The organism is Desulfobacter hydrogenophilus, from assembly GCF_004319545.1.
GTDB classification, from domain to species: Bacteria; Desulfobacterota; Desulfobacteria; order Desulfobacterales; family Desulfobacteraceae; genus Desulfobacter; species Desulfobacter hydrogenophilus.
Window position 1 is genome coordinate 1,408,516 of sequence record NZ_CP036313.1, and the last position, 19,114, is coordinate 1,427,629.

Genomic DNA, 19,114 nt, shown 5'->3' on the forward strand with positions numbered 1-19,114 from the left:
ACCATGGATTAAATGTCGCTAAGGTATAAAATGTACCCTTAAGAAAGTCAAGAAAAGGAGGATATTATGGATTTATCTTATATTTGCGTTAATCATAATTGTTCGTTCCCAGGGGCAAAGTCCTTTGAAATAACATTTAAATCAGAATACATCATGGATGAAAATAATGTTGCCAGCCTGTTCTGCCCGTTTTGCGGAAGTGAACTCATGCAGGTGAAGGTTCCAGATGTATTCCCGGAGAATTTATCAAAGGACAACACAATATAGCTGAGCTGAATCAAACGTAATTTGTTTCGGGTCGGCTTATAAAAATCCATGAACTTTCGGTTGGCAGCATTGGATTCATGCTGTTTGAGAATATGTCACTGGCCAATGCCATATATTTTTTAATTATATTTTATACACGACTTAAAAAATACGAATGAGCCTCACCCCGTCCAGCCGAAGTCTCGCATTCAGAATCAGAGATCTAAAATGTACCTGCGCTTTGATCACGGCCTCAACTTCTTTACTCGAAATACCGGGGTTAATTTTTGAAAGGGTTGCCAGGCGATCCTTTTCCCGGGTCAGCACGTTCTCCATTTTAGCTGCGCCGTCAAGCCGATGCGTCTGTGCAGTTTTTCGGGCCAGGTGCTGACTTTTATCCAGCATGTCCGGTAGGATCTCTTGAACCACTTGGGGCAAGTCCAGAAACCAGCCTGGATCATCTGACATGAGAGAAGATTCCCAGTTGGCAGGCAGATCCCCAAAGCGTAGCGGTTTTCCGGTATGATCAACCACAATACGAATCGGCAACGCGGGAAGAAACCTGTCGGCCAAAAATGTGTCCCCATCAGGAAGGTCCAGAAGGAAAAGCGTTTCAAGCAGCAGACCCTGCCGGCCTGTACCCGAAAGCCTGGCCACGGAAGCCTGCCCCTCTCCCTGGGTAATAAAATACTCCATCACCTGGCGGACAAAGGGGTGATCCCAGGTTAAAAAATCAAGATCGTCACGGGCAATGGCTGTGGCCCTGTCAAAGGTGACATATTTGCCACCCCCGCTCAGTGTGGGAAAATTTTCATCGGTCATGCGATCCGGTATAAAAGAAACCACCGAATTGCCCGCAACCTCAGTGATATGATCGGTTTCAATGCCGTAACCATCCAGCAAATCCGCCATTAAATTGTGAAGGTCTTTGGCTTTTTCCGTTTGTTGAATCATCTGAATTAATGCATGGGCAGATTCCGGTTTAAAGGAATTTAACTCAAGAAGGATATGACGGCCCTGGTTCAAATCCTTAGTGATCTGCTTTACAAAGGCCGCAGTGTCACGGATCAAACCTGTCATCTTCTGTCGAATTTGAGAATCGGCCGCATCAAACGGCCTATGATCTGCCTGTTCCATCAATTGAATCACACGGGATTTAAATTGAGTGTATACGGCATGCAGACCGTTGACGTTCTCTTTAAAGAGACCGATTCCCTGATCATACCACAGCGCTAAGATCTCATGGGAGGTGTTGCGGATATACGGCACATGGATAATAATTTTTTCTTTTTGCCCAATGCGGTCCACCCGGCCAATGCGCTGCTCTAAAAGTTCGGGATTTACGGGAAGATCATAAAGAAAAAGATGATGGACAAACTGAAAATTTCTTCCTTCGCTGCCGATTTCAGAACAGACCATCAGCCTGGCCCCTTCAGGATCGGCAAACCAGGCGGCCTGGCGGTCCCTGGCAAGCAAGTCCATGCTTTCGTCAAACCGGGCTGCATCCACACTGACATGCGCTTCAAGTCCCTGAATTAACGCCTTTGCCGTCTGCCTTGAACGGCAAATCACCAGAATTTTCTCAGGCTTTAAAGAACGGCATAGTTGAGCAAGACAAGCGACTTTGGGATCACCGCTTAGATCCTCTTCCGAGGAACACCTCCCTTCAAGGGGAATCAAACTCACCTGTCTTTCAGGAAAGCCTTTTATGGAACGGCGTCTGTTTCTGAAAATTACCCTGCCGGGTCCAAAGGCATCCAGCAGCGACTGGGGTGACTCATCCCGGTCTAATTTTTCCCTAACTTTTTGTGCCACAGCTTTGTGCCTTTCTAACTCTTTTACAAAAGCTAAAAAGTCATGATAACGGCAGGGATCTAAAAGTTTTAACTGGGCAAAATGGGCTTCAATTCCCATCTGCTCCGGCGTTGCCGTCAGAAGCATCAGCCCCTGGGTTTCAACGTCCAAAGCCGCCAAAAATTGATACATGGATGAATCCTCTGCCATATGATGGGCTTCGTCCATGACCACCATATCCCAACCCGCGCTGATCAATGCTGTTTTCACATGCTCCGAGTCACGGATAAACGATTCGGAGCAAATCCCCTGCTGATCCAAAAGAAAAGGATTCATGTCCGGCTCAGCCGCGGCAGCCCCTTTTAAATAGGCGTCATCAAAAATTCGAAAGATTAAACTGAATTTTCGATACAATTCAATAAACCACTGATGTACCAAGACATCGGGAACAATAATCAGCACCCTTGAAATTTGAGAGGTGACCAGAAGACGATGAAGAATCAGACCGGCCTCAATCGTTTTACCAAGGCCTGTTTCATCGGAGAGCAAAACCCGCGGGAAATATCGGCCGGACACTTCCCCGGCAATATAAAACTGATGGGGAATCAAATCCACCTGACCGCCTAAAAATCCCCTGGCCGGTGAGTTCTGATACGCCCCCTGGGCCGATCTGATACGATATCTTAGATCAAATTTGGCCGATGTTCCGGAAAGTCCGGAAAGGAGCTTGGAAAACGGCATGTCTACGGCTAAAACCGATGATAATTCATATTCGAAAAGCTGTTTGTCCCCTTGAAAATAGGTCAGAATACCGGCGTTTTCCGCCACGGTTTCCACGGTCATCTGTGTCCCGTCTTCTCGGCTGATCCGGTCTCCGGGCTGGAAGCGCATTCGTTTGATGGGTGCGGCCGCCCGGCTGTATGTTCTGAAGCAGTCCGAACCCGGGAAATGCAACGTAACGGTCCTTGCGTCAAAAGAAAAAAGAACACCCAACCCTAACTCAGGTTCGGTTTCGGAAACCCATCGTTGCCCCTTACAAAAAGTATTTGTCATAGACGCTTCGCTCATGCCGCATTCAACTCACCAATGATAATTGCGTAAAAAATAGGGGTCTTATGCCATCCCCGCATGGGGAAGTCAAGCACTGTCCAGGACGTTGATCAGGATATGCCATAATTTAATCTGAGGTCTTAGGGGTTTTGGCGTCATCTAAAACCCTCCTTATTTCTATAGCCATATCTGCCTTGGCAACCGGTTTCATTAAGAAGCCTTTAATCCCAATCCCCAACGCCTGTTCTTTGCTGATATTTTCAGAAAATCCGGTACATATGATTATTGGTATATCTGGGCGAATTTTCAAAATTTCAAGAGCGAGTTGATCACCGGTCAGATGAGGCATACTCATATCACTGATAATCAAATCATAAGCATCAGGGTTTGCTCTGAAGGCATCCAAGGTGTCTGTGCTACTTACACGTTTAGAAACAGAATATCCCAATTTTTCAAGCATCTGCTTTTCAAGATTTGCTATTGCCGGTTCATCATCGACCAGCAGTATTTTCTCACTACCGGTGGGCTGGCGTGAGCATATACCCTCAGTCTTTTCAAGGGGGGATGAGGACAATATCGGCAGATAAACTTGGAAACTGGTTCTTTTTCCGGGTTCACTCATGACTTTGATTTCGCCTTTGTGTTTCTTCACAATTCCGTAGACAACCGACAATCCAAGCCCTGTCCCTTTACCTTTTTTCTTTGTCGTGAAATATGGCTCAAAAATTTTTTCAAGTAGATCCCGCTCTATCCCGACACCATTGTCCGTCACTGTAAGTGTCGCATATTTACCCGGAGGTAAGCCTAAAACGCCGATACCTTTTTTAACTTCAACCTCCCTGACCTCGACATCTATCTTTCCTCCATTTTCTTGAACAGCATGGTATGCATTAGTGATAAGATTCATTCCGATTTGATGTAACTGGGTTGAATCAGCAAGCACAAGGCCACAATTTGGTTGTAAAGATTGATTGATTTCAATATTTGAGGGTATTGACGCTCTAATCAGTTTGAAGACTTCTTTCATGATAAATTGTAGTCGGGTCGGTGATAACTTATCCTCAGTTTGGCGACTGAACGCAAGTATCTGATTTACAAGTTCACTGCCTCTTATACCCGCTTTATGTATTTCTTGAAGATCTTCATATTCCATACTGTCTGAGGGAAAATTTTCAATTAGCATCTCTGACAGTCCAACAATAGGGAAAAGGATATTATTAAAATCGTGTGCAATGCCACCCGCTAAATTCCCAATGGCTTCCATTTTTTGCGCTTGCTGCAACCTGGAATAAAGTTGTTTTATCTCTGTAACATTCCGGTATGATGTAAATTTTGAAATTGAACTATCCGTAGTATGAATGGGAGCACTCAAAACATGATAAATCTCATCTGAATCAGGTACTTGTAGTTCCTTTGAGGTTGATTCGCCTTTCATGATCCTATCATAGGAGCACCATGGGCATCTTGATTGGCTTCCCCAGATAGCTTCATGACATTTGCGGCCGGTTGCATCTTCACCGATCCAGTTAATCATTGCCGGATTCATATATTCAATTCGCATGTCCTGTGAACAAATATATGTTGGGTCTTCCAAGGCTTCCATCATGGATCTATATTTTTTTTCACTGTCCAGTAATGCCTGCTCATTCATTTTTGATTCCGTAATATCAGCCATAGACAGAAGAACACGTTCTTCATTATCAAACGTTAAAAGTGCCGTTGAAATGGAAAAGTAAAATGATGTTTCCATCCCGTCTATGATTAAGTTCATCTGGGTTTCTTTTTCGATGCAAGAGTTGCGTGTTTCAAAAGTTGAAAGAACACTGTTGCGTAATATGCAGTCCGGGCACTCAATATTTTTTCCACAACCGCAGCCGTTAAATGAATGCCGGCAATGAAAAACATCCCCGCAGAATTTTCCTAATAAGTCCTTTTTGGCTTTTTTAACAAGGCTTGTTCCTTTACGATTTATCGTATGGATGCACAAATCTTTGTCACAGATAGCAAGAATAAAAGGTGCACTATCAAATATTGTTTCTAAATTACGAAAATGCGTCTTCAGCTCATATTCCAGCTTCTTACGCTGTGTAATATCCTGGAAAATGCAGTGCGTCCTTTGAAAAATATCATTATCATTCTTACCGATTTTGCCATGGAAAGAGACAAGGATTAAATCTCCATTTTTTTTGACCATCTCAAATTCTACACCAAGGATTTCTCCGATGGCCTTAAAGCATGGAAAATTTTCTTTGAAGTGATCTTTCCAATCAGGATGAAGAAATTCGCTGAAATTATGTCCAATGACCTCATCAATACTATATCCCATAGTTTTCAACCAGGCCTCATTAACTTCGATAAAATTTCCATTTTCATCAAGCGACTGATAGCTTAAAGGCGCGTTTAGGAACAATGAACGGAATTTTTGTTCGTTATTGTTAAACTTTTCTTTAGTTTGAAATTTTCCCGTTTTGTTTGAATTAATAATTGATAACAAACGGTCTCGTTCTTGAGTGACGGCTTCCAATTTTTTTTCTAAATCTTGATAAGAGGGCTTCATAATTAATTTAATTCAATGATCCCATTTTTTAATATTTCATTTTCAAGAGGCCAATTTATCAATACGTTTGGGCTTTTTGTAACTGATCTGACAGCTTAATGATATCTAGTAGCATACCTGCGATTTGAACATTTCGGCCTTGATTATCCTTTGGGGCAATCTTGAAGACTTATCGAAATACCTTTAACGGCAGGGATTCTTGAATTTGAACAATATCCCAAATTTCCAAATGACTGAAACGATAATCAAAGCCGGCATTTCTTAAAGCAATCTCTAAGAACTGGATCAGCAAGTTGAATGTTTTAAGTTAACGACTTGGTAATATTAACAATATATTTGAAGCTTATACAAAAACCGATGTTTTATCAAGCCCCTCAAAACTGATATCTCTTCGCTGTTGCGGCACGGTCAACCCTGGTCATTTGCCTTAGGCCCAAGTTCAAAATAAAACCTTCCATATGGTTTGCCTTTTCATCCGTCTTCTTCGTTGTGTCAATGGGTACATATATTTAATATGCTCCCATTGCCACGCCTTGAATACGAACGAAAATTCTAAACCATATTTTGGAATGTTTTATTCCGATCATGGGCCTAACACGGGAAAAACACACCCAAACTTATTAACTTGCCATGAAAAATATTTTTGAAAAAATAAAAAGAGTCGGTCCCCTGCCCCAGCTTCCCCAAGTCATGGTGCAATTGATCCGGGCCTGCGGCAGAGAAAAAACAGATATTGACGAAGTAACGCAAATCATCTGCCGGGATGCGGGTCTTACTGCAAAACTGCTGGCCATCATTGCCTCTCCCCATGTAAACCTGGCAAAACAGATTACCACCATCAAATCTGCGGTGGTGTATCTGGGACTGGATACGGTGCGCAATATCGCCATCAGTTCTTCGGCCATGCAGTTTTTTAAATTCTCCAAAGTCACACACAATTTCAACATCAACAGGTTCTGGTATCATTCATACAAATGCGCCGTTCTGGCCCAGCGCATCGCCCTTGAAGAAAAACAGGTCAATCCGGACCAGTATTTTTTGGCAGGTCTTCTCCACGATATCGGCACCCTGGTGCTCATGGCAACCTTTCCAAAGGAATACAAGGAGATTAAAGCCAGGGTAAACCAGGGACAAAATGAATTTGAGGCCCAGGCCGACATACTCAAGGTGGATGGCCCAACGGTCAGCGCCTGGCTGTTTAACCAGTGGCATCTGAACCCGATGACATCTGATGCCGTCAGGTTTTTAAGTCACCCCTTGGCACGTATTCAAAAAGAGCTTGCCCATATTAAGGTTCTTTTCATGGCGAACCTCATGGCAGAACCGGAAAGCACGAATGTGGCACAGGATGTACTTTTTTTGACAGACATGCCGGTCGCCGTGTTGAATGAAATCGCGGTCCAGGCTGAAAACGAAGTCCATCAAATGGCCAAAAGCCTGAACCTTTTTCTGGGTGAGCCGGAACAAGGATATAATCTTCTGGCAGATGGCCTTAAAAACGTTTCACTCTGTTTTGGTACCCTTGATAACCTGCTCAGGGCAAAGGATGAGACAACAGTACTTAAGACGGTCCAACGGGGGCTGGAAATCATTTTCCATATTCCCCGGATCTTTTTCTTTCTGAAGAAATGAGCCGGGTTTCATCCCTGCTGGAAGGACTGACCTCGTTTTCAAAACCCAGGGTGGGGGGAGCACTGGAAACCATTGATCTCAATCAGATGTGCCGTCACGTGCTGGCTGTGTTGAAAAAGTCCATTCTTCTGCCCAGACAGATCCGAATTCAAACCGACCTTGACGATACCATGCCAAAGGCCACCCTGGACAGCAACGGATTGAAACAGGTAATATATCATTGAATCAGGAAAGCTTCTCACCGGCCTGATCAAGGCCAATGCCGACAGTGCCGCAGAGGTCGCCCGGCAGTATGATGCGGTTATCACATCTCGAAAGGCCGAGGCAAAACTTCAGGATACCAAGATCGCGGACCTGAGAAAACAGGTCTTCGAACAGCAGGCCGAGGTCAACGAAGCAGTCCAAGTTTACCAATCCCGGGTTAAACAATGGGAGACCATGGAGCTGATCAAGTTCGGCCTGGATGTGGCCACCAATTTATTTGATTTGGGTACCTCGGTGCTGATTCCATCCAGCGCGATTTCGGCTGTCAAGGACTTGGGCCGGGCCGCCCAGATGATCAAGAAGACCTTGAATGTGCTCAACGGAACCATGAAATTGTACCAGACCATGTCCGGCACACTCCAGACCCTATCCAATGCGGAGAAAACCCTGGAAGGCCTGGAGGGCATGGAATTTGGGGATACAGTCAGGATTGGCTGGGACGAAATGTCCATCCAATTGGACGTAGTCATGGCCACAGGGCCCAGCGATGCTTCTGTCACCGAAGCCAAGGCCAAGATGGTGGCAGCCTTTAAGATTCTCGTTGCCAGAGGCAAGGCCATGGTCAGCGCCCAGTCGTCCCTGCACCAGATTCAGCGTGATATTTACATGACCCAGCGCCAAAAAGAGCTGAATATGAATCAGGAAGAACGGCTCAAGGCTCTGACCACCCGGCTGAATCCGAAAAATATCCAAGACCTCGACCGCTCCGCCATTGATTTGGTAGGCCTGACCGGACGGCTTGAATACATGCACCGCCAGATGCTGACCACATTTTCAAAATCGTTCCTCCTTCAGGACCAGGCACTACAGTATGCCTGGCTTCAGCCGCCCACGATAATTTCCAGCTACAGCCTGCTCACCTTTATGAAAGCGCGGATTGCCCAGTCCCAGGCAAGCATGAACGCAAAGTCACATCTCCTCCAGTACCAGGCCGCGACCACGGATGAACTTGTATATGAGGTTGATGGGATACTCACCGACAATATCTCAGGCGGTCGTTCCTGCCAAATTGTCATCAACCCGGAATCCAGAGAATTTGCCCAGTACGTCAACCTCCGGGTGGTGGGTGTGACAGCAACGGTTGATGGCGTAAAGTCCACTGACAGCGGAAAACTGCTGGTACGACTCACGTTTGAAGATTCCCCGTTTGTTGACCGGAATGTCGAACGTCAGCCCCCGGTATAGAGATTCTTCGGACAGCAGCCATGAGTATCCTTACCGCAGGGGCGGTTCGCCCTTCATCTCCTACCCTGATTTCCCAAATGAATATGAATGCCCAGGGAAGCACCACCAATGGCTGGGATATTGTGTTCAACATGGGATTAAGCCAGATCAACGCCTCCTTGCGTAATCAGTACGACACGTTAAAACACGCCACCCTCTATAAAAATACCATTGACGCAGTCACCCGGACCAAAGTGGTGGAAGGGGTATGGGCCATCAAGAAATTCCATATGGAATATGGGTATCCCCTGCTCACATTCTCGGTAAATAACGACAATACGGTCAAATTACAGATGCCTATTGAAAAAGGCGCTTTGACAAGCTGTATTCAGACAGGGTCCGACCCGGAAAAATGCGATCCGCCCATAAGCATAGCCGGTAAGCTCCTTACTGCCATCGTCAAATTAGCCAAGACTCAGGGCACCGCGCAGGTTGACGGGAAAAACCACAACCTCCTGAAGGTTGAATTGGACATGTCCCAGGGGGCCTTTACAGTGGACAACATGGAGATCAGCGACGAAGAAAAAGTCGAGCTGAATAAGGCCATCAAAGCGTATTTCGTGGAAAATCCCGTGACCTACCTGATCAACCAGCTGGACCTGACCAATATCCCGGTCCTGGATGACATGCGGCCCAACGGCTTTCTGTTCAAAGTGCTCAAGACGCCATCGGAAACCGAAATGCTTCAGATGTTTATCCAGACCGGCAACCGGGCCTTGCTGAACCCTACCCTGACATTCCTCAACGGTGTGTCAGACCCCCTGCCCTCAGGCATGGAAACCTCATTGATTATCCGCAGCAACTTATTTTTCGGAAAAATCCTGCCCCAATCCATGACCAAGGGCGCCTGGTCTCTGGAAGGCAGGAGCGATACCGACAGTGCCAAGGCATCCTGGGCCGATTTTACCAACGCCCCTGTGTCTGCCTCCGGCATCAGCCTCAAAGACCTGACTCAGATTTCAACCTATACCAGCCCCAGGGAATGAGCGGTAGCAGCACCACGACCACCTATGCATTCCCCAACAACACGGTCACCTGGAATCTGTCGGGAATGACATTGAAGCCCACAAGCGGGGAAGGAATGACGCTCTCCGGTTCAAAAAAACAAACCATGACCATTAAAACGACAACCAGCTATACACACTGGCCCTGCTTTTCAAAATGCACCAGGGTTTCCCATGGCTCATTTACCAACGATGCCACATCCAACGTCTCTGCCACCGCCCCCATTTCGGTGATCGGCGACGGCCGCGACCAGCAGATCGCCATTGCCATGACCAGCCAGGCGGTGACAGTGACAGGTCACCTGGCCGGCGGCGGCCCCTCGGGCAGCGATAATCTCCAGGCAAAGGTCAACCAGCAGGTCAAAGAGCACGTGCCCAGTCAGGTAGCCGGACAGTTGAATATCAGTTTTAACACCATATCCGTTTTTGCCATCAAAAATCTGCTCTTTCCCTCTAACAACTATATCCAGTTCGCCGAAGCAGCAGTCCCCGGCAATATGCTTGTACTCGGAAATTTCAAGGCCATTAGCTAATCTTTTTCCCTAAGTAAAACTGTCGGCGGTCAAAACATTCCCGACCGCCGACGGCGCCAAAATTAATAAAATCCAGCCGGCAAAACAGGAACAATCAAAGGCCAAGGACTTTTTGACAATATCGCAATTCCCCGGGGTCACCAGTGTGTTTGCCCGGGTCATCCGACAGTTTAACCGTGAACCGGCCTTCCATGCCGGGTTCAGGTTGTACCCAGGATAATTTGATCACAATATTCAAGGGATCAACCCCCACATCATTGGTCAGATTGGTGCCGATGCCATAGGAGTCCTTTACCTGTCCCCGGCAGAACGCATGAATTTTCATTGCTCTTTCCACATCCAGGCCGTCTGAAAACACAATGGCCTTGGTAGCCGGATCAATACCCTTTTCCCGATAATGGGCAAGGAGGTCCCGGGTAAAAATTTCAGGGTCCCCGGAATCGTGGCGGACACCGGAAAACCGTTCGGCCCGGTCCCGGGTAAACGCCTTTAAAAAAAACTTCGTGGTAAAGGTATCGGTCAGCGCAATGCCCAGCACATCGGGATATACCTTAAGCCAGGCATCCATGGCAGCGGCATTGGCCGTGGCATAATCGACTAAGGCCGCATGGAACATAATCCATTCATGGGCCAGGGTCCCCATCGGGGTGAGCCCGTAAACTCTGGCAAAATGCACATTGGAGGTACCGGCCATGCAGTGGTGATCCAGCGCCAGAACATCCTCAAGAAAATGGGCGTGGTTGGCAATGGAAAATCGCCGTCGGGTACCAAATTCCACAAACGTCAGACCGGCATTGGACATCATTTGTGCCTTGGTCTGGTTGCGCTCCCGGATGGCCTGCCTGGACAAAATTTCAGGGGAAATGACCTTGAAACAGGTTTCGGAAATGATGGCCATCAGCGGCACTTCCCATAAAATGGTCCTGTACCATGGTCCTTGCACCCCGACAGAAAGCGTATGCCCCTGCTGGGAAATTTTCACCTGGTCCGGGTCATAGCGGTAAGAAGACAGATAATCCAGGTACGCTTTTGTAAAATAGGGGCAGGCCTTTTCCAGCCACGCGCGTTCATCATGGGTCAAACTTAAACCTGCCATCTGCGCCACCCGGTCTTTGATCAAGCCGGCAAAGCCTGCAGGAAAAGGGGTTTTCCCCCGGTTTGTCAGTTCATACCGGACCCGGGCCTTGGGATACAGCCGATAAACCGCCTGCTGCATGGTGAATTTATACAGATCATTGTCAAGTATCGTCTCAATCATGGGCCTATTTTTTTTCTAAAAAAATTTTGTATATGACTGCCAAAAGAATTATCTTAGGGTATAATTTTCAAAAAGGATAGAGACTTTATGCAGATAAATACAAAACAGGACCATACTGCCGTGGTTGTTGTGGATATCCAGGCAGATTTTACCCAGGCCATGCAAGGCAGCCTGGCCGTTGGGGACGCTGACCGGGAATACCTTAATGCGGCAGAAACCCAAACCCGTCGCCTCAAGGCGCTTGGTTACCCGATCTATGCCACCCAGGACTGGCACCCGGCAAACCACATTTCCTTTTTTTCCAACCACGACAATGCCAAACCCTATGATGTCATTGAAATTGAAGGCCGCCAGCAGGTATTATGGCCTCCCCATTGTGTCCAGGACACTGCCAATGCCCGGATTTTAATGGATGAATCCCTTTTCACGGCCATTGTAAAAAAAGGCATGGACCCGGCCTTTGATTCCTATTCCGGTTTTTTTGATGACGGGAAAAAAGAGACCGGCCTGGCAGATATACTTAAAAACGCAGGCATAAAAAAGCTCATCATTTACGGACTGGCAACGGATTATTGCGTCAAGGCTACGGTCATGGACGCTATAATGCTCGGGTTTGACGTGACACTGATCAAAGACCTGTGCCGGGGGGTTACCCCGGAAAGCACGGCAGCGGCGTTGGAAGAGATGAAAGCAGCCGGTGTCGATATTTGCTGAAAACAAACTAAGCAATGAGTCTGCAATAACTTAACCTGGGAGCGCGGGCGTCTCGCCCGCATCTTTACTGCGGGCGGGACGCCCGCGCTCCCGGATACAACAAAAAGGGCAAGTTATTTAAGACCCGTTCCGAAAGGGCTTAAAAAAGTTGGCTGATGAATAAGAAACAACTCTCCGAACGCGACATTTGTACCAAATTCATTACGCCTACTTTGGCGCAGACCGGCTGGGATATAGCCACCCAGGTTAGAGAAGAATACCCCCTCACAAAAGGGCGTATCATCGTGCGTGGCAAGCTGCATACCCGGGCCAGACACAAACGCGCCGACTATGTCCTTTTCTACAAGCCCAATATTCCCATTGCCGTTATCGAAGCCAAAGACAATAATCACTCCATAGGCGATGGCATGCAACAGGCCCTTGGCTACGCCGACATGTTGCAAGTGCCGTTTGTCTTCAGTTCAAACGGTGACGGCTTTTTGTTCCACAACAAAATTGCCATGGACGGCATTGTCGAGCGTGAGCTTGCACTCCACGAATTTCCCACGGTGGAAACATTGTGGCAATTGTGGATGCAACACCGTGGGTTGAACGACCGGCAGAATGCGTTGATCCAGCAGGATTATTACAGCGACGGAAGCGGCAAAACGCCTCGCTATTACCAGCTTCTTGCCATCAATAAAACCATCGAGGCCATCGTGCAAGGCCAAAATCGTATTTTGCTGGTGATGGCAACCGGCACCGGCAAAACCTACACTGCCTTTCAAATCATCTGGCGTTTATGGAAGTCCAGGGCCAAAAAAAAGAATTCTCTTCCTTGCAGACCGTAACATCCTGGTGGATCAGACAATGACCAACGATTTCAAACCGTTCGGTTCCGCCATGACCAAAATACAGAAGCGGCAGGCCAACAAATCCTACGAAATTTACCTCTCCCTCTACCAGGCCGTTACCGGTAATGAGGAGGAAAAAAACATTTATAAGCAGTTCAGCCCCAACTTTTTCGATCTGATCATCATTGATGAATGTCATCGAGGCAGCGCCGCCGCCGATTCTGCCTGGCATGAAATCCTTGAATACTTCACATCCGCCACCCAGATCGGTCTGACCGCCACCCCCAAGGAGACCAAAGAAGTCTCCAATATCGATTATTTTGGCGACCCTATTTATACCTACAGCCTGCGGCAGGGCATCAACGACGGATTTCTGGCACCCTACAAGGTCGTGCGCATTGACATAGACAAAGACCTGACCGGGTGGCGGCCTGACAAAGGCATGGTTGACAAGTACGGCAATGAGATAGAGGACCGCATCTACAACCAGAAGGATTTTGACAAGACCCTGGTTCTGGAAGCCCGCAGCCAACTGGTTGCCCAAAAGATCACCGAATTCCTCAAACAGACCAACCGTTTCGACAAAGCCATCGTCTTTTGCGAGAACATTGATCATGCCGAGCGTATGCGTGGGGCTCTGGTAAATGAAAACGCAGATTTGGCGGCACAAAATAGTAAGTACGTCATGCGTATTACCGGTGACAACGAGGAGGGCAAGGCCGAGCTTGATAACTTCATTTTTCCGGAGAGCATATACCCGGTAATTGCAACCACTTCCAAGCTGATGACCACGGGTATTGATGCCCAGACCTGTAAACTCATTGTCCTTGACCAGCGCATTCAATCCATGACCGAGTTCAAACAAATTATCGGGCGCGGTACCCGTATTAATGAAGATTACGGCAAGTATTACTTCACCATCATTGATTTTAAAAAAGCCACTGAGCTGTTTGCCGACCCGGATTTCGACGGTGATCCGGTGCTGATTTATGAACCCCAGGGGGATGAATCACCGGTGCCGCCGGATGTCACGGGCGAAGACGAAAGTGGCGATGACACCACCTACCCGGAACCCGGAGAAGACCAGGGGTGGACCGGTGTTGCCGACCCAGGCCCGGGAGAAGAAAGAATTGGCGTTCGCCAATACGTGGTAGCGGATGTAGAGGTTAAGGTGGCTGCCGAACGGGTTCAATACTTTGATGCGAACGGAAAATTGATCACCGAATCCCTCAAAGACTACACCCGAAAGGCATTAAGCAAAGAGTATGCATCCCTTGATGATTTTCTTGGCCGGTGGCGCAGCAGTGATAAAAAGCAGGCTATTATTGACGAACTCCTGGAACAGGGCGTATTCTTCGAAGCCCTTGAAGATGAGATCGGCAGACAATCCGGGAAAGCATTCGACCCCTTCGACCTGGTCTGCCATGTGGCCTGGGATATGCCACCCCTTACCCGAAAGGAACGGGCGGACCAGGTTAAAAAGCGTAACTACTTTACCCGTTATGGGGAACAGGCCCGCCGGGTTCTGGAAGCACTGCTTGACAAATATGCCGACGAAGGTGTGGCCCAGATCGAAGAGACGCAGATTCTCACCATTGCCCCGTTTACCCAATTCGGCACCCCATTGGAAATCATCCGCCTCTTTGGCGGGCTTGATCAATATCAGCAAGCGATTAACGAACTAGAGCAGGCACTATACAGCGCCTGACAAAAAAAACTGGAGAGCCCCTACATATGTCACTGACAACCCTGGTCAAATCCATCCAGGACATCATGCGCAAGGACGTTGGTGTCGATGGAGACGCCCAGCGCATCAGCCAGATGGTCTGGCTGATTTTCTTAAAAATTTTTGATGATAAGGAGCAGGAGTGGCAGCTCACGGTGCCCAACTACACATCGCCGCTGCCCAGCCGTTTCCGCTGGACCAACTGGGCCAAAAACCCGGAAGGAATGACCGGTGAGGAGCTGGTTGATTTTGTGAACAATGATCTTTTTCCGGCACTAAAAAATCTGGCAACCAAAGCCGGGGTCACCGACCGTGGCAAAGTGGTGGGTTCGGTATTTGAGGACGCCTACAACTACATGAAGTCCGGCACCCTCCTGCGTCAGGTGATCAACACCATCGAAGAGAACCTGGATCTGAACAGGTCCGGCGACCGCCATCTGTTCAACGATATCTATGAAAAAATTCTGGCCGACCTGCAATCTGCCGGGAATGCCGGTGAGTACTACACCCCCCGGGCCGTCACCCAGTTCATGGTTGATATCCTTGATCCCCAACTCGGTCAAACCATCCTGGACCCGGCCTGCGGCACCGGCGGGTTTCTCACCTGCGCCATCAAGCATCTGGACAGGCAGGTCAAAACCGCCGACGACCATAATCTATTGCAGGGATCTATCCGGGGCGTTGAAAAAAAACCCCTGCCGTACATGCTGGCCATGACCAACATGATACTGCACGGCATTGATGTGCCCACCAGCATCCGCCACGACAACACCCTGGCAAGGCAACTGCAAAGCTACACACCCAAAGACCGGGTGGACATGGTCATCACCAATCCGCCATTCGGCGGCGTGGAAGAGGACGGCATTGAGTCCAATTTTCTGAAAAAATACCAGACCCGGGAAACAGCCGATCTTTTCATGGCGCTGATCATGCATCTGCTCAAGTACGACACCGGCAGGGCTGCCGTGGTGCTGCCGGACGGCTTTCTTTTTGGCGAAGGGGTAAAGACCACACTCAAACGTGAACTGCTTGAACAGTTCAATCTGCACACCATCGTGCGCCTGCCCAAAGGTGTGTTCAGTCCCTACACCAGTATCGCCACCAACATCCTTTTCTTTGAAAAAGGTGGTCCGACCAAGGCGGTCTGGTTCTTTGAGCACCCCTATCCGAAAGGCTACAAATCCTACTCCCGGTCCAAACCGTTAACCATTGCTGAATTTGATCTTGAAAAAGGCTGGTGGGGCAGTGCCGCCCGCCGTGGCCGTAAAACCACCGAACATGCCTGGAAAATTCCGGCCAAGGCGCTGACAGCGCGCAACTATAACCTTGACTGCAAAAATCCATACCAAGAAGAAGTCAACCATCGCGACCCCCAGGAGCTGATGGTCGAATATCAGGAGATCGTGGAAAGGCTCAACGCGGCACAGGCTGCATTGAAAACTGAATTGATGACCTGCCTTAAGGGGAAAGCATGAGCAAGACCAATTTAACAAAGGCAGAATACCGCGACTGGCTCAAAGAGATCAAACAACGGGTCCGGCAGGCGCAGGTAAAGGCGGCGGTACAGGTGAATACCGCTTTGCTGACCTTTTACTGGGAGCTGGGTGCGGATATTGTGACGCGCCAGAAAAAGGCCCGCTGGGGCAGCGGATTTCTGAAACAGCTGAGCCAGGATTTGATGGCGGAATTCCCCGATATAAAGGGGTTTTCATACAGGAATATAAAATACATAAGAAGCTGGTATCTCTTTTATTCAGAAGGGCTTGCCAATTGGGCAACAGGCTGTTGCCCAATTGAGAAGCAGGCTGTGGCCCCAATCGACAGCACAGAGAAAAGGCAACAAGCTGTTGCCCAATTGGTGCAAATTCCCTGGAGCCATAATCTGATCATCATCTCCAAGTGCAAAGAGATCACGGAAGCGCTCTATTACGTAAACAAGACAATGGCGCATAATTGGAGCCGCAATGTATTGACGCACCAGATTGAGAGCGGGCTGTATCAGCGCGAGGGCAAAGCCGTGACCAATTTTGCAAAGACGCTCCCCGCTCCCCAGTCGGATCTGGCCCAGGAATTAATTAAAGATCCTTACAATTTCGACTTTTTGACGCTGACTGAAGACTATAACGAACGGGAACTAGAAAAGGCGTTGACCGACCATATCACCAAATTCCTGCTGGAGCTTGGTGCCGGGTTTGCATATGTGGGACGCCAGAAAGGCGTGCAGGTGGGCGAGCGGGAGTTCTTTCTGGACCTGCTGTTTTACCACACCAGGCTGCATTGTTATGTGGTGATCGAGCTGAAAACCGGCGAGTTTGAACCGGAGTATGCAGGCAAGCTCAATTTTTATTTGAAAGCGGTGGATGAACAGTTGAGCGGAGAGCGCGACGAGCCAAGCATCGGTATTCTGCTCTGCAAATCCCGGGACAAGGTGGTGGTGGAATATGCCTTGAGTGATATCCATAAACCCATGGGTATTTCACAATATCAGCTCACCCGCGCACTGCCGGACGATTTGAAACCGAGCCTGCCCTCCATTGAGGAACTGGAAGCGGCATTGGGTAACCCGGAGGGCGATGATGAATAAAGAAACAGCCACCCTGCTTGAAGAGCACTTCGATACCGCCTTTGCCGCCCCTGACGGTGTTGCCAAATTGCGGGAGTTGATCCTGACCCTTGCCATGCAGGGCAGGCTGGTGGAACAGGACCCCAATGACCCGCCTGCCAGTGAACTTCTGAAAGAAATAGAAGCCGAAAAGCAGCGATTGATCAAAGAAAAGAAAATTAAAAAGCCCAAGCTCCTACCGCTCATCAAGCTGGAGGAAGTGCCTTACAAAGTACCACAGGGGTGGGAGTGGGTGAGGTTGGGTAATATCGGAATTATCAACCCCCGCAATGATGTAAATGATTCAACAAAGGCTGGTTTTGTACCTATGCCTCTGGTTTCTAATGGCTATTCAGAAAAACACCAATTCGAGGAACGTCTATGGAGGGAAATCAAAAAAGGCTATACCCATTTTGCTGATGGCGATGTGGGCATGGCCAAAATAACGCCATGCTTTGAGAATGCTAAATCTTGCGTTTTTTCAGGCTTACCCAATGGAGTTGGTGCGGGAACGACAGAGCTTCACATTTTTAGGAACACATTTAACTCAGTTGTGCCAAGATTCCTGCTGTATCACCTGAAAAATCCGCATTTTATCTCGAGCGCTGCGTCAAACATGACTGGCTCAGCAGGTCAAAAGCGTATACCAACACCCTATTTCACCGAACAGCTATTTCCACTCCCCCCACTCCCCGAACAACACCGAATTGTCGCCCGCATCGACCAGTTGATGGCCAGCTGTGATGCGTTGGAAAAGCTACACAAGGAACGGGAGGAGAAGCGGCTGGCTGTCCACGCCGCTGCCATCAGAGGGTTGCTCGACGCTTCGGACGGCTCGGCCTGGCACTTTATCGGGCAGCACTTCAGCGAACTCTACACCGTCAAGGAAAACGTCGCTGAACTGCGCAAGGCCATCCTCCAGCTCGCTGTCATGGGCCGCCTCGTCCCCCAGGATCCCAATGACCCGCCCGCCGGCGAACTTCTGAAAGAGATCCAGGCCGAAAAACAGCGATTGATCAAAGAAAAGAAAATCAAAAAGCCCAAGCCACTGCCGCCCATCGCACCGGAGGAAGAGCCTTACGAAGTACCGCAGGGGTGGGCGTGGGTGAGGTTGGGTAATATCGGAATTATCAACCCTCGTAACGATGCCGATGATTTAATAAAGGCTGGCTTTGTACCTATGCCAATGGTCCCTGGTGGCTATTCAGAAAAACACCAATTCAAGGAACGTCCGTGGAGCGAGATCAAGAAAGGCTATACCCATTTTGCTGATGGCGATGTGGGCATGGCCAAGATCACCCCATGCTTTGAGAATGCTAAATCTTGCGTTTTTTCAGGCTTGCCCAATGGAATTGGTGCGGGAACGACAGAGCTTCACATCTTTAGAAACACACTCAACTCGGTTGTGCCAAGATTCCTTCTGTATTACCTGAAAAATCCGCATTATATCTCGAAAGTTGCGCCAAACATGACCGGCTCCGCAGGTCAAAAGCGTGTACCGACGCCTTATTTTACCGAGCAACTATTTCCACTCCCCTCCCTCCCAGAACAAGATCGCATCGTTGCCCGCATCGACCAGTTGATGGCCCTGTGCGACTCTCTGGAACAGCAAATTGACGCCGCCAGCGGCAAGCAAACTGAACTCCTAAACGCTGTGATGGCCCAGGTATAGGTAAA

14 protein-coding genes and 1 pseudogene are annotated in these 19,114 nt (G+C 48.5%); 11 read left to right on the forward strand and 4 right to left on the reverse strand.

Going from position 1 to position 19,114, the window contains the following annotated elements; genetic code table 11:
* The first annotated feature begins 66 nt into the window (after positions 1 to 66).
* A complete protein-coding gene (locus EYB58_RS06125) occupies positions 67 to 267 on the forward strand; it encodes a hypothetical protein (RefSeq protein ID WP_111953976.1) in 201 nt (66 codons plus the stop codon).
* 141 nt (positions 268 to 408) lie between these two features.
* Here EYB58_RS06125 and EYB58_RS06130 read toward each other — a convergent pair whose 3' ends face one another.
* Positions 409 to 3,093: an SNF2-related protein gene (locus EYB58_RS06130; RefSeq protein WP_163354511.1), complete on the reverse strand. Its 2,685-nt coding sequence runs from the start codon at positions 3,091 to 3,093 to the stop codon at positions 409 to 411.
* Positions 3,094 to 3,217: 124 nt separating this feature from the next.
* The gene (locus EYB58_RS06135) at positions 3,218 to 5,647 is read right to left on the reverse strand and encodes a PAS domain S-box protein (RefSeq protein ID WP_111953980.1); all 2,430 of its coding nucleotides are present in this window, start codon (positions 5,645 to 5,647) and stop codon (positions 3,218 to 3,220) included.
* Between the two features lie 630 nt (positions 5,648 to 6,277).
* On the opposite strand from EYB58_RS06135, the gene EYB58_RS06140 reads away from it, so the two are divergent.
* Together EYB58_RS06140 and EYB58_RS06145 are read left to right on the forward strand one after the other, a co-directional pair.
* The gene (locus EYB58_RS06140; protein WP_111953982.1) at positions 6,278 to 7,279 is read left to right on the forward strand and encodes an HDOD domain-containing protein; all 1,002 of its coding nucleotides are present in this window, start codon (positions 6,278 to 6,280) and stop codon (positions 7,277 to 7,279) included.
* Positions 7,276 to 7,503 (forward strand): hypothetical protein, encoded by a 228-nt coding sequence (locus EYB58_RS06145; RefSeq protein WP_111953984.1) that lies wholly within the window; start codon positions 7,276 to 7,278, stop codon positions 7,501 to 7,503. Before EYB58_RS06140 ends, EYB58_RS06145 begins: the two co-directional genes overlap by 4 nt.
* A 1-nt stretch (position 7,504) precedes the next feature.
* Here EYB58_RS06145 and EYB58_RS06150 read toward each other — a convergent pair whose 3' ends face one another.
* The gene (locus tag EYB58_RS06150; RefSeq protein ID WP_131072018.1) at positions 7,505 to 7,684 is read right to left on the reverse strand and encodes a hypothetical protein; all 180 of its coding nucleotides are present in this window, start codon (positions 7,682 to 7,684) and stop codon (positions 7,505 to 7,507) included.
* A gap of 33 nt (positions 7,685 to 7,717) precedes the next feature.
* Between EYB58_RS06150 and EYB58_RS06155 the strand changes: the two genes are divergently transcribed.
* Genes EYB58_RS06155 through EYB58_RS06165 form a run of 3 tightly spaced genes read left to right on the forward strand, consistent with a single transcriptional unit; the run spans position 7,718 to position 10,304 of the window.
* Entirely contained in the window at positions 7,718 to 8,728 is a 1,011-nt protein-coding gene (locus EYB58_RS06155; protein WP_111953988.1) for a hypothetical protein, read from the forward strand.
* Positions 8,729 to 8,748: 20 nt separating this feature from the next.
* A complete protein-coding gene (locus EYB58_RS06160) occupies positions 8,749 to 9,753 on the forward strand; it encodes a hypothetical protein (RefSeq protein WP_111953990.1) in 1,005 nt (334 codons plus the stop codon).
* Positions 9,750 to 10,304, forward strand: coding sequence for a hypothetical protein (locus EYB58_RS06165; protein ID WP_111953992.1), 555 nt, complete (start codon positions 9,750 to 9,752; stop codon positions 10,302 to 10,304). The genes EYB58_RS06160 and EYB58_RS06165 overlap by 4 nt, the downstream gene beginning before the upstream one ends.
* Positions 10,305 to 10,398: 94 nt before the next feature.
* Here EYB58_RS06165 and pncB read toward each other — a convergent pair whose 3' ends face one another.
* On the reverse strand, positions 10,399 to 11,562 hold the full coding sequence (gene pncB, locus EYB58_RS06170) for a nicotinate phosphoribosyltransferase (RefSeq protein ID WP_111953994.1): 1,164 nt from the start codon (positions 11,560 to 11,562) through the stop codon (positions 10,399 to 10,401).
* A gap of 87 nt (positions 11,563 to 11,649) precedes the next feature.
* Between pncB and pncA the strand changes: the two genes are divergently transcribed.
* The 5 genes and pseudogenes from pncA to EYB58_RS06195 all read left to right on the forward strand — a co-directional run bounded on the left by pncA (position 11,650) and on the right by EYB58_RS06195 (position 19,109).
* Complete coding sequence (gene pncA, locus EYB58_RS06175; protein ID WP_111953996.1) at positions 11,650 to 12,276, forward strand: bifunctional nicotinamidase/pyrazinamidase; 627 nt, start codon at positions 11,650 to 11,652, stop codon at positions 12,274 to 12,276.
* Between the two features lie 155 nt (positions 12,277 to 12,431).
* Positions 12,432 to 14,817 (forward strand): annotated as a pseudogene (hsdR, locus tag EYB58_RS23855) (EcoAI/FtnUII family type I restriction enzme subunit R).
* A gap of 26 nt (positions 14,818 to 14,843) precedes the next feature.
* Positions 14,844 to 16,310 (forward strand): type I restriction-modification system subunit M, encoded by a 1,467-nt coding sequence (locus tag EYB58_RS06185; RefSeq protein ID WP_111953998.1) that lies wholly within the window; start codon positions 14,844 to 14,846, stop codon positions 16,308 to 16,310.
* A complete protein-coding gene (locus EYB58_RS06190; RefSeq protein WP_111954000.1) occupies positions 16,307 to 17,419 on the forward strand; it encodes a PDDEXK nuclease domain-containing protein in 1,113 nt (370 codons plus the stop codon). The genes EYB58_RS06185 and EYB58_RS06190 overlap by 4 nt, the downstream gene beginning before the upstream one ends.
* Entirely contained in the window at positions 17,409 to 19,109 is a 1,701-nt protein-coding gene (locus tag EYB58_RS06195) for a restriction endonuclease subunit S (RefSeq protein ID WP_207309134.1), read from the forward strand. Before EYB58_RS06190 ends, EYB58_RS06195 begins: the two co-directional genes overlap by 11 nt.
* The last annotated feature ends 5 nt before the right edge of the window (positions 19,110 to 19,114 follow it).